Annotated in this window: 15 protein-coding genes; 9 read left to right on the forward strand and 6 right to left on the reverse strand. The window is 73.1% G+C overall.

All coding sequences use genetic code 11. The features are described 5' to 3' along the window. Positions 1-42 precede the first annotated feature (42 nt). The 3 genes from HEP85_RS26530 to HEP85_RS26540 all read left to right on the forward strand — a co-directional run bounded on the left by HEP85_RS26530 (position 43) and on the right by HEP85_RS26540 (position 2,266). Positions 43-1,089 carry a family 2 encapsulin nanocompartment cargo protein polyprenyl transferase gene (locus HEP85_RS26530; protein WP_248002077.1) on the forward strand — a complete coding sequence of 349 codons (1,047 nt, stop codon included), beginning with the start codon at positions 43-45 and terminating at the stop codon, positions 1,087-1,089. A 197-nt stretch (positions 1,090-1,286) separates the two neighbouring features. After that, complete coding sequence (locus HEP85_RS26535; protein ID WP_168530169.1) at positions 1,287-1,895, forward strand: N-acetyltransferase; 609 nt, start codon at positions 1,287-1,289, stop codon at positions 1,893-1,895. Between the two features lie 83 nt (positions 1,896-1,978). Beyond that, on the forward strand, positions 1,979-2,266 hold the full coding sequence (locus HEP85_RS26540) for a hypothetical protein (protein ID WP_168530170.1): 288 nt from the start codon (positions 1,979-1,981) through the stop codon (positions 2,264-2,266). A 158-nt stretch (positions 2,267-2,424) separates the two neighbouring features. Here HEP85_RS26540 and HEP85_RS26545 read toward each other — a convergent pair whose 3' ends face one another. Together HEP85_RS26545 and HEP85_RS26550 are read right to left on the reverse strand one after the other, a co-directional pair. Next, on the reverse strand, positions 2,425-3,186 hold the full coding sequence (locus tag HEP85_RS26545; RefSeq protein WP_168530171.1) for a YoaK family protein: 762 nt from the start codon (positions 3,184-3,186) through the stop codon (positions 2,425-2,427). A gap of 199 nt (positions 3,187-3,385) precedes the next feature. Continuing rightward, positions 3,386-3,952, reverse strand: coding sequence for a TetR family transcriptional regulator (locus tag HEP85_RS26550; RefSeq protein ID WP_168530172.1), 567 nt, complete (start codon positions 3,950-3,952; stop codon positions 3,386-3,388). A gap of 86 nt (positions 3,953-4,038) precedes the next feature. Here HEP85_RS26550 and HEP85_RS26555 point away from each other — a divergent pair, with 86 nt between their 5' ends. Further along, positions 4,039-4,959: an SDR family oxidoreductase gene (locus tag HEP85_RS26555; protein ID WP_168530173.1), complete on the forward strand. Its 921-nt coding sequence runs from the start codon at positions 4,039-4,041 to the stop codon at positions 4,957-4,959. A 152-nt stretch (positions 4,960-5,111) separates the two neighbouring features. After that, positions 5,112-5,444, forward strand: coding sequence for a DUF952 domain-containing protein (locus HEP85_RS26560; RefSeq protein ID WP_168530174.1), 333 nt, complete (start codon positions 5,112-5,114; stop codon positions 5,442-5,444). Between the two features lie 204 nt (positions 5,445-5,648). On the opposite strand, the gene HEP85_RS26565 is transcribed toward HEP85_RS26560, so the two are convergent. The 4 genes from HEP85_RS26565 to HEP85_RS26580 all read right to left on the reverse strand — a co-directional run bounded on the left by HEP85_RS26565 (position 5,649) and on the right by HEP85_RS26580 (position 8,385). Next, a complete protein-coding gene (locus HEP85_RS26565) occupies positions 5,649-6,443 on the reverse strand; it encodes a VOC family protein (protein ID WP_168530175.1) in 795 nt (264 codons plus the stop codon). 51 nt (positions 6,444-6,494) lie between these two features. Continuing rightward, entirely contained in the window at positions 6,495-7,352 is an 858-nt protein-coding gene (locus HEP85_RS26570; protein ID WP_168530176.1) for a hypothetical protein, read from the reverse strand. Positions 7,353-7,499: 147 nt separating this feature from the next. After that, positions 7,500-7,916, reverse strand: a complete 417-nt coding sequence (locus HEP85_RS26575; RefSeq protein WP_168530177.1) for a VOC family protein — start codon at positions 7,914-7,916, stop codon at positions 7,500-7,502. Between the two features lie 40 nt (positions 7,917-7,956). Further along, positions 7,957-8,385: a helix-turn-helix transcriptional regulator gene (locus HEP85_RS26580; protein WP_153288673.1), complete on the reverse strand. Its 429-nt coding sequence runs from the start codon at positions 8,383-8,385 to the stop codon at positions 7,957-7,959. A gap of 129 nt (positions 8,386-8,514) precedes the next feature. On the opposite strand from HEP85_RS26580, the gene HEP85_RS26585 reads away from it, so the two are divergent. The 4 genes from HEP85_RS26585 (at position 8,515) to HEP85_RS26600 (ending at position 12,136) form a co-directional block, all read left to right on the forward strand. Further along, entirely contained in the window at positions 8,515-9,147 is a 633-nt protein-coding gene (locus HEP85_RS26585) for a hypothetical protein (RefSeq protein ID WP_168530178.1), read from the forward strand. 100 nt (positions 9,148-9,247) lie between these two features. Further along, a complete protein-coding gene (locus HEP85_RS26590) occupies positions 9,248-9,496 on the forward strand; it encodes a ferredoxin (RefSeq protein ID WP_168530179.1) in 249 nt (82 codons plus the stop codon). Beyond that, positions 9,486-10,880 (forward strand): NAD(P)/FAD-dependent oxidoreductase, encoded by a 1,395-nt coding sequence (locus tag HEP85_RS26595; RefSeq protein WP_168530180.1) that lies wholly within the window; start codon positions 9,486-9,488, stop codon positions 10,878-10,880. Before HEP85_RS26590 ends, HEP85_RS26595 begins: the two co-directional genes overlap by 11 nt. A gap of 23 nt (positions 10,881-10,903) precedes the next feature. After that, complete coding sequence (locus tag HEP85_RS26600; protein ID WP_168530181.1) at positions 10,904-12,136, forward strand: cytochrome P450; 1,233 nt, start codon at positions 10,904-10,906, stop codon at positions 12,134-12,136. Positions 12,137-12,308 lie beyond the last annotated feature (172 nt).

The raw sequence follows: 12,308 nt of genomic DNA on the forward strand, positions 1-12,308 counted from the left end.
GACGGGCGGAGCCCTCTCGGGGGGCCCATGAACGGGGGGCCCATGCGACAACAGGTTCCGCCCGTCCCGCCCGACGGACAGGAGGCGGCGGGCATCCTGGAGCGTGCGCGGGCGTCCGTCGACCCCGAGCTGCGCAGGGCCGTCGACTCGCTGCCGGGTTCGATGCGCCGGATCGCGCTCTACCACTTCGGCTGGGAGCACGCGGACGGCACCCCGGCGGCGGGCAACGCGGGCAAGGCGATCCGCCCCGCCCTCGTGCTCACCGCCGCGGGAGCGCTCGGCGGGCAGCACGCGTCGGCCGTACGGGCGGCCGCCGCGGTGGAGCTGATCCACAACTTCAGCCTGCTGCACGACGACGTCATGGACCGGGACACCACCCGCAGACACCGGCCCACCGCGTGGACCGTGTTCGGCGACGCCGCCGCGATCCTCGTGGGGGACGCCCTGCAGGCGCTCGCCCAGCGGCTGCTGGCCGAGGACCCGCATCCGGCGGCCCCGGCCGCCGCCGCCCGGCTCGCGTCCTGCGTCGTCGAGCTGTGCGAGGGACAGCACTCCGACACGGCCATGGAGAAACGCGGCCCCGGCGAGGTCACCCTCGACGAGTGCCTCGCCATGGCCGAGGCGAAGACGGGCGCGTTGCTCGGCTGTGCCTGCGCGATCGGAGGGCTCTACGCGGGAGCGGACGAGGAGGACGTCGAGGCACTGGACGCGTTCGGCCGGGAGGCCGGCCTCGCCTTCCAGCTGATCGACGACGTGATCGGGATCTGGGGGGACCCGAGCCGTACCGGCAAGCCGGCCGGGGCGGACCTCATCGCCCGCAAGAAGTCCCTGCCCGTGGTGGCCGCGCTCGGCTCCGGCACCCCGGCGGCGACGGAACTCGCCGAGCTGTACGGAGTTCCCTACGAGGAAGGGGAGTTGGAGCGCACGGTGCTGGCCGTGGAGCGGGCGGGGGGCCGCGACTGGGCCCAGGTCCAGGCGGCCGACCGGATGTCCCGGGCGATGCACGAACTGTCCCGGGCGATCCCCGACCCGGAGGCCGCGGGTGGTCTCCTGGCACTCGCGGAGTTCGTCACGCGACGCAGTAACTGAAGCCGCCGGACGGCGGTTGAAGACCCCGGAGCCACCGGGACCGTACGGCACCTGACCTCCGTACGGTCCCGGTCTCCGGCCCGGGGCGGCTCCCGCGCATCCCCACGGTGCGCGGGGCCCGCCCCTTCGCCGCGGGTGATCCCCGCTAGGCTGCGACGGCCGTACGGCCAGGGGCGGTTGAGGCGAAGGGGCAGGACATGGGTGTGGCGATACGGGTGGCGGGCGAGGACGATCGCGGACGGGTCGTCCAGTTGCTCGACGAGGCGTTTCGGGACGACCCGGTGAGCGGCTGGGTGTTCCCGGACGCGGCGCACCGCCGTGCCCGGCACCCCCGGCTGATGGCGGTGTTCGCCGACATCGTGTTCGCCGAGGGCCGTGTCGACATCACGGAGGACGGCACGGCGTGCGCCCTGTGGCTGTCGGTGCCCGCCGACGACCACGCCGACGAGGAGGGGCCGGTCCAGCTGCGCGAGGCGGTGGACCCCGACAACGTACGGGTCGAGCTGGTGGGCCGGCTCACCGCCGGGATCCACCCCGCGGGCCGCGCCCACGAGTACCTGTGGATGATCGCCGTGGCGCCGGAGCGCCAGGGCGAGGGCCTCGGCAGCGCGCTCGTCCGTTCGGTCCTCGACCGCTGTGACCAGGAGGGGGTCCCCGCCTATCTGGAGGCCAGCAACGAGCGCAGCCGCGCGCTCTACGAGCGGCTCGGGTTCGGTCACACCGGCCGGCCCCTCGACCTGCCGGAGGGCCCGCGCATGTGGCCGATGTGGCGCGAGCCGCGGGCGGGGTCGGCAACCGGGGCGTAGTCGGCCGGGGCCGCCGTCCCCGGCCGCTCTCGCGCCCGGCCGTGCGGGGAGCGCCGTAGCGGGTGCCGCCCTACTCTGAAGGCATGGGCATCGATGAGCATGTCTGCCCCGCCTGCGAGCAGCCGGTCGCCACGGTCGTGCGGCGCCGCAAGACACTGGGCGCGTTCGTTCCCGTCTGGGGTCCCGGTCCCTGCCACAACCCACGGTGCGAGGCGTGCGCGGAGTCCGCGTCCTCCCCGCCGACGCGTGATCTTCAGGAGGCGGGCGCGGCCCGGTGGCCCCGCGATCCCCGCGATCCCGGGAAGGCCGCGGGAGTCCGGCGGACGGCGGCGGAACGGGCCGAGGCCACGGAGGCCACGGAGAGTTCCTGATCCGTGCGCGGACCGTGTGGGCGCGACGGGGGGCGACGAGGTGTGCCCGTACCGGAGGCCGAGGGCGGAGGCCGAGCGCAGAGGCCGTACCTCTTGTTCTCCGGGTTTCCCCGGTTCTCCGGGGTTCTCCGGCCGGGCTCACGGCGGTGCCGTGCCCGTCAGGAGGCCGGGGCCGGGGGAGGCCGGTGGCGGGGCGGGTCGGCGTGGACTCCCGACAACGCCAGCGCCATGACGACCGCCGCGACGACGAGGAGCGCGCGGCCCGCCCCCCACGGCGCCATGAGTGCGCCCAGGGTCCCGCCCGCGAACATGCCGCAGACGGTCGCGGTGAGACGGGTGCGCGCGAGCCGTCGAGGCACCCCCTGCTCGCCGTCCGGAACCCGGGGCGCGGTGGACACGTCCGCCACGAGCTGGACGAGGGACATCTGGATGAGGAGCGTCGGCATGCCCGGCACCGCCACGCGCAGTACGACGGCGGATCTCACTCCCATGGCGAGCGTCACGGCCGCGAGGGCGATCAGATCGGGATCGTGAGCGGGCGAACCCGTCCCGTGGCGCAGCAGGTCCAGTGTCCCCCCGATCGCGAGAAGGACCCCCTCGGTGGCCAGCGCCGCCGGGAACCAGCGGCGTCCCCGCGCGGTGAGCGCGCGGATCGCGAAGGAGGCCGTGGCCACCCCGGCCGCGAACGTCACGAGCGCGACGGAGGGCCGGATCACGGAGACCTGGCCGGATCCGGCCAACGCGAAGGTCAGGAACAGCACGTTGCCCGTCTCGAGTGCGGCGAACACCCGGCCCATGGCCAGGAAGGTGATCGCGTCGACCGCCCCCGCGACCACGGTGAGCACTGTCATGATCACGGTCCTGCGGAGCTCGGTCCGGTCGACGGGAGCGGGTACGGAGGCGGTGGAGCTTTCGGGCATGGGCAAGTCTCAGCAGATCGCGGGCCCCAGCGGCCGGCCCCGAGGCGACACGCAGGGGGAGTACCGCCGTCTGCCGCAGCCGGCGCCCAGGGCAGGCCCGCGCAGGCCCGAGGACAGTGCACGGCGTCCGCGCCGCCGGCTTCCGGGAGAACCGCCGCCCGCCACGACGGCATCCGGCCCGGAGACCGGCAGAGCGGGCCTACCGGCCCGCGGTCACGGCCTTCAGCTCGGCCAGCGATTCCCGCATCAGCCGTGCCATCTCGCGTTCCTCGGTCGCCACGATCCAGCGCTCGAAGCCGACCCTGAAGACGGCGACCCCGGCCTCGGCGGTCAGGCTCGCGGCCGGCTCCGTGACGCCGCGTCCGCGCAGGGCGTCGGCGAGCGCCGCCGCCATCGTGGCGAGCTTGATCAGCTCTCTTTCCTGGAGCTCCGTGTTCGCCATGATCACAGCCTGCCGTGCGCGCGCGAAGTCGCGGCGGTCGGCGAACGCCTCGGACACCGCGTCGAGCCCCGCCGCCATCGCGTCGATCGGCGCGGCGGACTCCGCAGCGTCGGCGACCGCCCGCACGAACAGCTCCTGCAACTCGCCGGAGCCGGCGAACAGCACCTCGCGCTTGTCGGCGTAGTGCCGGAAGAAGGTGCGCTCGGTGAGTCCGGCCCGTCGGGCGATCTCCGCCACCGTGGTCTGTTCGAAGCCGCGCTCGCTGTAGAGCTCCAACGCCGCCTTCGCCAGGCGCCCGCGCGCGTTCGGCTCCCATCTACCCATGCGCAGATCCTACGTGATGACAGCAACTGACATCAGGTGTTAGCGTCGATGACAGCAACTGACATCAACTGGTTTGGGGACTCTCCATGCGCATCTTCGTGACCGGCGCGTCCGGCTGGCTCGGTTCCGCTGTCGTTCCCGAGCTGACCGGGGCGGGGCACCAGGTCGTCGGACTCGCCCGCTCCGAGGCCTCCGCCGACGCGCTCACCGCGGCCGGGGTGGAGGTGGTCCGCGGCACCATCGACGATCTCGACGTGCTCCGGGACGCGGCCGCCGGGTCGGACGGGGTGATCCACCTGGCCTTCAAGCACGACGTCGCCTTCGCCGGCGGTTTCCAGGGCGCAGCCGAGGCCGACCGCCGCGCCGTCGACGCCCTCGGTGACGCGCTCGCGGGCACCGACCGTCCCTTCGTCCTCGCCTCCGGCGTGGTCGGCCTCGCCCCCGGGCGGCCGGCCACCGAACGGGACATGCCGGCCGTCGACGGCTCGCCGCTCTCGATCCGGATGGCCACCGCGCAGGCGGTGCTCGCACTGGCCTCGCGCGGGGTGCGTTCGTCCGTGGTGCGGCTCTCCCCGACCTGCCACGGCGACGGGGACAACGGTTTCATGGCGACCCTGGTCACCATCGCCCGCGCCAAGGGCGTCTCCGGCTACCTCGGCGACGGCGCCAACCGCTGGCCGGCCGTCCACCGTCTGGACGCGGCACGGCTGTTCCGTCTGGCGGTCGAGAAGGCCCCCGCCGGGTCGGTGCTGCACGGTGTCGCGGAGGAGGGCGTCGCGATCCGTGACGTCGCCGAGGTGATCGGCCGTCACCTCGACGTGCCGGTGACCGCCGTGGCGCCCGAGGACGCGGCCGGGCACTTCGCCTGGCTGGGGGCCTTCCTCGGCCACGACTCCCCGGCGTCGAACACCCTCACCCGCGAGCTGGTGGGCTGGGAGCCGATCCACCCCGGTCTCCTGGAAGACCTCGACAAGGGCCACTACTTCGCCGCCGTCACCTCTGCCTGACCGGTCGCGGAGGCGCCCCGCGCGGCACGCGTCCCGCGCCGTGCGGGGCGCCTCCGCGGGGCCGGTGCGGCACCCGGCGAGCCGGAACGGGAGGGAAGGGAGGGAAGGGAGGGAAAGCCGGGGCCGTACGTCCGACGCCGTAGCGTTGAGGCATGTCCGAACCCCTGTTGCACCTCACCGAGCGTTCGCTGTGGGACGCGGCCCGCGCGTCCGGCGCGTACGAGATGTCCACCCGTGGCCGCACCCTCGGAGAGGAGGGCTTCATCCACTGCTCGACGCGGGCCCAACTCCCGCGGATCGCTTCCTTCCTCTATGGGGCCTACGAGGGTCCCGACGACCTGGTGGTCCTGGTCGTCGACGCCGAACGGCTGGAGGTGCCGGTGCGGTACGAGGCCGTGAAGCCCGGCGGCGAGGAGTTCCCGCACGTCTACGGGCCGATCCCGGTCTCGGCGGTGGTGGACGTGGAGGTGTGGGACAGCCCTTAGGCGTATCGCCCCCGCCGGGAGGCCCGCCTAGGGCGTGTTGCGAAAGTCCCGCCTGCCTCGCGACGCCTGGCACGCACTCTCGCCGCACCGGGCGAAAACCCGAGTACGTCCAGTACGCGGGCTTCCGCCCGGCCCACCGAGAGCACGCACCGGACGCCGCGAGGCCCGCCCTCCGGGCGGACGACGGGACTTTCGCAACACGCCCTAGACCGACTGGACCGGGAGGCCACCGGTGCCGGGGTCGCGGCCCGTCAGGCAGTACGTGCCGCCGGCCGGGTCCCGCATCACGGCCCAGTGCGTGCCGCGGCCGACGAGGGTGGCGCCGAGGCCTTCGTGGCGGGCGCGGACGGCCTCGATGTCCGAGCAGGCGAGGTCGAGGTGGGCCGAGGTGGGGCGATCGGTGCCGAGACGTTGCAGGACCACGCGGACGGGCAGCGTGGCGGGCGGCCTGATCACATGGAACTCCGGGAGCGAGCCGGGGTGGGACTCCCATCCGGTGAGGCCGCTCCAGAAGGCGACCTCCGCGTCGTGGCGGGAGGGCGCCACGTCGACGCACACCTGGTCGAGGCGGCTGCTGACGCCGGGGGGTTGCTCGACCACCGGCGGCCGAACCGATTCCCCCTGCCACGGGACCGCGCAGAACAGCATGCCGCCGGGGGAGCGCAGCACGGCCCAGCCCCCGTCGTCGGTGATGCCGTGGTCGGACACGGTGCGGGCTCCGAGCCGCAGGGCCGACTCCACCAGCGCCGCCACGTCCTCGACGGCCAGGTCGAGGTGCGCGCCGCCCTCGCCCTCCTCGACGCCCTGCGCCTTCAGACACGCGTCGGACCCGTCCGGCAGCAGGGTCACGAACTCGTCCTGTCCGCCGCGCGGCGCGGACGGCGCGGTCCCCGTGACGGAGGTCCAGAAGGCGTGGGCCGCCCCGAAGTCCTTCCTGGGCCGGTCGACGAAGGCGTAGGTCCACCGGATCGGTACGGTCCCGCGGATCGGTTCGGGCATGGTGCGGTTCCCCTGTCGGACGGTGTCGGCGGTTCGGGCGCCCGGCACGCTTCAGACGGCTTCTGCGGCGCCTCGTACCGTCTCCTGCCCGATCAGACCGCGCAACGACGTTTTCACCCGCGCGACGAAGGCGTCCCGCGCGGCGGGGGCCAGGACGTCCAGCGACAGATACGGGTTGAGGTCCTCCAGCTCGACGAGGAGCAGCTCGCCGTCCGGTGCCCGGCAGGCGTCGACGCGCTGGATGCCGTACGCGATGTCGTTCCAGTCGACGAACCGCTGCGCGAACTCCCGGTCCCGCCCGGTCGCTTCGTACGGCTCCAGGTCCCACCGCCGGTCCGGGCGGGGTGCGTACAGGGCGTACTGGAAGGTGCGGTCGACGAAGTAGAAGGACACCTCGTAGCGGAAGTCGATACGCGGCTGCACGAGACGGTCGTCGTACGACAGTTCGGCGAGCCCGTCGCGCGAGACGAACTCCAGGCCTATCGAGTCCGCCCCCAGCTTCGGCTTCACGACGTACGTGTCGACGTCCGGCAGCCGGTGCAGGTCCCCGGCGCGGTCGACGGTGGGGATGACCGGGAACCCGGCCGCGGTGAGGTCGAGCAGGTACTGCTTGCCGGCCATGTCCCCCTTGCCGGAGAGCTGGTTGTACACACGGACGCCGTCGGCGAGCGCGCGCCGCCGGAAGGCGTCGTACTGCGCCTGGTAGTGCAGCACCGGCCCGCTGTTGCGGACGACCGCGGCGTCGAAGCCGGTCATCAGCGCGGCCGCGTCCAGTGGATGGCACACGGCGACGTCGAAGTCCTCGCGCAGCCGGGAGGTGAGGAACACGTCCTCGTCGCCGTACCGCCGCCCTTTGGCCGGATAGGCCAGGTCGCTGACGTAGAGGACGCGGGAGCGCGCGGACGGCATGGGTGTCTCCGGTGGTGAGCGGTGCGGCGGGGCCGACGCAACGGTAGCCGGAGCCCGATTCCCGGGGACGGGCACCCGGGGGACGGACGGCGGGGCCCGTTTCCCACCGGGGACCCGGGCCCGTTTCCCGGCGGAGGGGAGCCGTGGTCAGGCCGCGGGGCGCTCCTTGAAGCGGAGGAGGTTGCCCGCCGGGTCACGGAACGCGCAGTCGCGGGCGCCCCACGGCTGGTCCGTCGGCTCCTGGAGGACTTCGGCGCCAGACGTGCGGACCCGTTCGTAGAGGGCGTCGCAGTCGGTCGTCGAGAAGATGACCCCGCGCAGGATGCCCTTGGCGAGCAGCTCGACCATGGCCTGCTTGTCGGCGGGGGAGGCGTCCGGGCTGGCGTCCGGGGGCTCCAGGACGATCTCCACGTCCGGCTGGAGCGGCGAGCTGAGGGTCACCCAGCGCATCCCCTCGAACCCGACGTCGTTGCGCACTTCCAGGCCCAGGACGTCCCGGTAGAAGGCGAGCGCCTTGTCGTGGTCGTCCACCGCGATGAAGCACTGGGAAAGTTTCAGGTCCATGGGTCCCAGGCTAGGCCGTGCCGGGGGCTTTCCGCCGGGCCTACAGGCGCGTCCCCGGTTCCCCTTCGTCCGGTCTGCGGTGGCGGGAGGGGCGGGTCAGACGGCGGGTCACACAGGGCGGGATGGGGGCGCCGTGGTCGTGCGGGCGGGCCCGGTACGCGCTCGGGGTCTCGCCGACCAGCTCCGTGAAGCGGGAGCTGAAGGAGCCGAGCGAGGTGCAGCCCACGGCGAGGCAGACCTCCGTGACCGTCAGGTCGCCGCGCCGCAGCAGGGCCTTGGCCCGCTCGATCCGGCGGGTCATCAGATAGCCGTACGGCGTCTCCCCGTACGCCGCGCGGAAGCTGCGCTGGAAGTGGCCGGGGGACATCAGCGCCGTGCGCGCGAGCGCGGCGATGTCCAGCGGCTCCGCGTACTCGCGGTCCATCCGGTCGCGTGTCCGGCGCAGCCGGACCAGATCCTCCACGGTCATCTCTCCAGGATGGCACGGGCCACCGACAGCGGGGAGGGCCGTCACTCCCGCGGGTGCCCCCGGTGGCGTACGGGCACGCGTGCCTGCTTGCTGGACCAAGAGGGGAACCGGGAAGGACGGCGGGCGACGATGGAGCCGAACGACGAGCGGCTGCGCACACCGCGGGCGGCCGGCATGGCCGGGGCGGTGTTCGCGGTGCTGCTCGCGGTGGCGATCGTGCTGGTGCGGATCGCCGTTCCCGCCGGGAACCCGCCCGGCGCGACGATCGATCCGGACAAACGGTGGGCGGTGCAGACGGCGCTGGAGATCCTTCCCTTCGCGGGCATCTTCTTCCTGTGGTTCATGGGCGCCGTGCGCGCGCAGGTCGGCGACGCCGAGGACAGGTTCGTCGCCACCGTCTTCATGGGCAGCGGATTGGTGTTCGTCGCCACGATGTTCGGGGCCGGTGCCGCGGCGGGCACCGTCCTGGACGAGGTCCGCTCCTCCGACTTCGGGCGCTACTTCGCCTACACGATGATGACGACGTACGCGCTGCGGATGGCGGCCGTGTTCGTCTTCACGACCTCCACCATCGGACACCGCCTCGGCGTCCTGCCGAGGCCCCTCGGCATCTTCGGATATCTCGTGGGCCTGGTGCTGCTCGCCGCGGGGTCCTCCCTGCCCTGGTCCGAACTGGTCTTCCCGGCCTGGGCGCTGATCGTCAGTCTCCACATCCTGCGCGTCGGGCTGCGCGAACCGCGCCGGTCCCGGAGCCCGCGGTGACCCCGTCGTCCCATCGGACGCTCCGGCGAGCGGGTCCGCGCCCGCTCACGCATGCTGAGGGGCGAGGGGGCGGACGGGGCCACGGAAAGGCTGTTCCTCGGTGAGACTTGTCGTCGATCTCAACCGCTGCCAGGGGTACGCGCAGTGCGCGTTCCTCGCTCCCGACGTGTTCGCCATGCACGGCGACGAGGCCCTGCTCTACAACCCGGAGGCCGACGAGAAGCGGCGCGACGACGTGGCGCGTGCCGTCGCGGCCTGCCCCGTCCAGGCCATCCTCGTGGACGCGGACCCCGCAGACCACGCGGTCGCGAACCCCGGAACCGACCGGGAGGTCACCGGTGAGCGGTGACGGAATCCTCGACCGGCTCAAGCGCGAAGGGCGTGTCGTCGTCGTGGGCGCCTCGCTCGCGGGACTGCGGGCCGCGGAGACCCTGCGCGAGAAGGGGTTCGCCGGCTCCCTGACGATGGTCGGCGACGAACCCTACGAGCCCTACGACCGGCCCCCGCTGTCCAAGCAGGTCCTGCTGGGCCGGGCGACTTCGGACCACACCTCCCTGCCCCGGCGCCGCGCGATCGACGCGCAGTGGCGTCTCGGGGTCCCGGCCACCGGCCTCGACATGGCGGCCCGGCGGGTACGGCTGGCCGACGGCGACGAGGTGGGGTACGACCGGCTGCTGATCGCCACCGGCGTCCGGGCCAGGCCCTGGCCGAGGGAGAGCGAGGCGGAACTCGACGGTGTCTTCGTCCTGCGCACTCGCGACGACGCGACCGGGCTGGAGCGCGCGCTCGCGCAGAACCCCCGCCGTGTGCTCGTCATCGGCGCCGGGTTCACCGGCTCGGAGATCGCCTCCGCCTGCCGGGAACGCGGGATCGCGGTCACCGTGGCCGAACGGGCCGCCGCGCCCCTGGTCGGCGCGCTCGGTGGGGTCGTCGGCCAGGTCGCGGCCGAGATCCAGCGTGAGCACGGGGTCGACCTGCGCTGCGGCATCATGGTGACCGGCCTGGAGGGCGACGCCGCGAACCGGGTCCGCGCCGCCCATCTCTCCGACGGGAACACCGTCGACGCCGATGTGGTGGTCGTGTGCCTCGGCGCCCTGCGCAACACCGAATGGCTCGCGGGGTCCGGACTGGGCGCGGGCCCCCGGGGCATCGCCTGTGACGCCGGCTGCCGGGCCTTCGACATCCGCGGCATCGTCACCGACGACGTCTATGTGGCAGGCGACGTGGCGCGTTCCCCGCATCCGCTGTTCGGCTACCAGTTCCTGTCCCTGGAGCACTGGGGCAACGCCGTCGCGCAGGCCGAGACCGCGGCGCACAACATGATGAGCGACAGCGTGGACCGCCGCCCCCACATCTGGGTGCCCGCCTTCTGGTCCTCGCAGTTCGGCGTGAACATCAAGTCCGTGGGGGTGCCGTCGATGGGGACGGAGATCCTCATCGCGCAGGGCGCACTCAACGAGCGCAGATTCACCGGCGTGTACGGGTACCAGGGGCGCGTCATCGGCGCCGTCACCTTCGACCAGACGAAGTGGCTGCAGTTCTACCAGCAGCTGATCGAGACCACAGCGCCCTTCCCGCCGTCCTTCGCGACCGTGGACCGCCGCCCCGAGGGGCAGCGCCCGGTGGACGCGGACTTCCCCGACCCGTCAGTGCCCACGAGCGGACCGACCGTCACCCTCACCGGATATTCGCCGGCCGACCGGCGGATGACGTTCACCCCCGCCGGGCACTGATCCGACGCTCACGAGGACGCATCATGACGCAAGCCATCCTGCGGCAGATCATCGACTACTCGCACCGCGCGAACCCGTATCCGCTGTACGAGGAACTCCGCGAGACCCCGGTGTACCACGACGCGGACGGGCCGTACGTCGTCAGCAAGTACTACGACATCCAGAGCCTGTTGCACGATCCGCGGGTCAGCTCCGACGCGCGCAACCTGAAGGCGACGGCGGGCGATCCGCTGGGCGACACGGAGGAGGAGTCGGCGCTGCCGCCGGCGTTCCTGCGGCTCGACCCTCCGGAGCACGACCGGCTGCGGCGCATGACGAACCGTCCCTTCGGACCCCCGCACTCGCCGCGGCGCGTCCACGAGATGCACGGCGAGCTGGCCGACATCGTCTCCGGGCTCATCGACGGCATCGGCGACCCGGAACGGATCGACCTGGTCGACCAGTTCTCGTACCCCTTCCCGGTGACCGTGATCTGCCGGCTCCTCGGCGTGCCCCACGAGGACGAGCCCCGCTTCCACGCCTGGGCGGACGTCCTCGCCGCCAGCCTGGACCCCGTCCCGGGCGCCGACGCCGGCGAGCGCGCCAAGGTCTCGAACAACGCCCGCACCGAGCTGGGCATGTATCTGGCCGGCCTGATCGAGGAACGCCGCAAGAAGCCGGGCGAGGACATGCTGTCGCAACTGGCCACCGCGCACGGGCCGGACGGCGCCATGACGACGATGGAGGTCATGAGCACCGCGGCGCTGCTGCTGATCGCCGGTCACGAGACCACGGTGAACCTCATCACCAACGGCATGCTGACCCTGCTGCGCAACCCCGGCATCCTGCAACGGCTGCGCGAGGACCCGAAGCTGGCCGTTCCCGTCGTCGAGGAGCTGCTCCGCTTCGAACCGCCGGTGCAGCTGTTGCCGCAGCGCAGCACCCTCGCCGACATCGAGGTGCGCGGCGTGACCATCCCCAAGGGGTCGTCGCTGTGGCTGGTACTGGCGGCGGGCAACCGTGACCCCGACCGCTTCGAGAACCCGGACCGGTTCGACCCGGACCGCGGGGACATCCAGCACCTGGGCTTCGGCAGCGGCATCCACAGCTGCTTCGGCGCTCCGCTGGCCCGGCTGGAGGCGCAGCTCGCGCTCGGTGAGCTGGCCCGCAGGCTGGAGAACCCCCGTCTGGTGGAGGACCCGCCCCCCTACCGGCAGAACGCGGTCCTGCGCGGCCCCCGTCACCTGTCGATCGCCTGCGACGGCATCCGCCCGTAGGGCGACGTCACCGGGCCTTCCGGGCCGTGACCGACGATGTCCGCCGGGCGGCGCCGGTCGTCCGGACACGGCACGACCGGACGCGCACACCCGAAGGGGCCCGGTCGGAAAATCCGGCCGGGCCCCTTCGGAACGCCCGTCGACCTGCGAGGGTGCACCGCTCGCCGGTCAT

It is taken from the genome of Streptomyces sp. RPA4-2 (assembly GCF_012273515.2).
Taxonomy (GTDB): Bacteria; Actinomycetota; Actinomycetes; order Streptomycetales; family Streptomycetaceae; genus Streptomyces; species Streptomyces kaempferi.

What these genes read in the sequence shown, in the direction of transcription:
- HEP85_RS26540 (WP_168530170.1), top strand. Translation starts at nt 1,979, where the DNA reads ATGGGCATCGATGAGCATGTCTGCCCCGCCTGCGAGCAGCCGGTCGCC.
- HEP85_RS26600 (WP_168530181.1), top strand. Translation starts at nt 10,904, where the DNA reads ATGACGCAAGCCATCCTGCGGCAGATCATCGACTACTCGCACCGCGCG.
- HEP85_RS26530 (WP_248002077.1), top strand. Translation starts at nt 43, where the DNA reads ATGCGACAACAGGTTCCGCCCGTCCCGCCCGACGGACAGGAGGCGGCG.
- HEP85_RS26570 (WP_168530176.1), bottom strand. Translation starts at nt 7,352, where the DNA reads ATGCCGTCCGCGCGCTCCCGCGTCCTCTACGTCAGCGACCTGGCCTAT.
- HEP85_RS26565 (WP_168530175.1), bottom strand. Translation starts at nt 6,443, where the DNA reads ATGCCCGAACCGATCCGCGGGACCGTACCGATCCGGTGGACCTACGCC.
- HEP85_RS26545 (WP_168530171.1), bottom strand. Translation starts at nt 3,186, where the DNA reads ATGCCCGAAAGCTCCACCGCCTCCGTACCCGCTCCCGTCGACCGGACC.
- HEP85_RS26560 (WP_168530174.1), top strand. Translation starts at nt 5,112, where the DNA reads ATGTCCGAACCCCTGTTGCACCTCACCGAGCGTTCGCTGTGGGACGCG.
- HEP85_RS26585 (WP_168530178.1), top strand. Translation starts at nt 8,515, where the DNA reads ATGGAGCCGAACGACGAGCGGCTGCGCACACCGCGGGCGGCCGGCATG.
- HEP85_RS26580 (WP_153288673.1), bottom strand. Translation starts at nt 8,385, where the DNA reads ATGACCGTGGAGGATCTGGTCCGGCTGCGCCGGACACGCGACCGGATG.
- HEP85_RS26550 (WP_168530172.1), bottom strand. Translation starts at nt 3,952, where the DNA reads ATGGGTAGATGGGAGCCGAACGCGCGCGGGCGCCTGGCGAAGGCGGCG.
- HEP85_RS26535 (WP_168530169.1), top strand. Translation starts at nt 1,287, where the DNA reads ATGGGTGTGGCGATACGGGTGGCGGGCGAGGACGATCGCGGACGGGTC.
- HEP85_RS26575 (WP_168530177.1), bottom strand. Translation starts at nt 7,916, where the DNA reads ATGGACCTGAAACTTTCCCAGTGCTTCATCGCGGTGGACGACCACGAC.
- HEP85_RS26555 (WP_168530173.1), top strand. Translation starts at nt 4,039, where the DNA reads ATGCGCATCTTCGTGACCGGCGCGTCCGGCTGGCTCGGTTCCGCTGTC.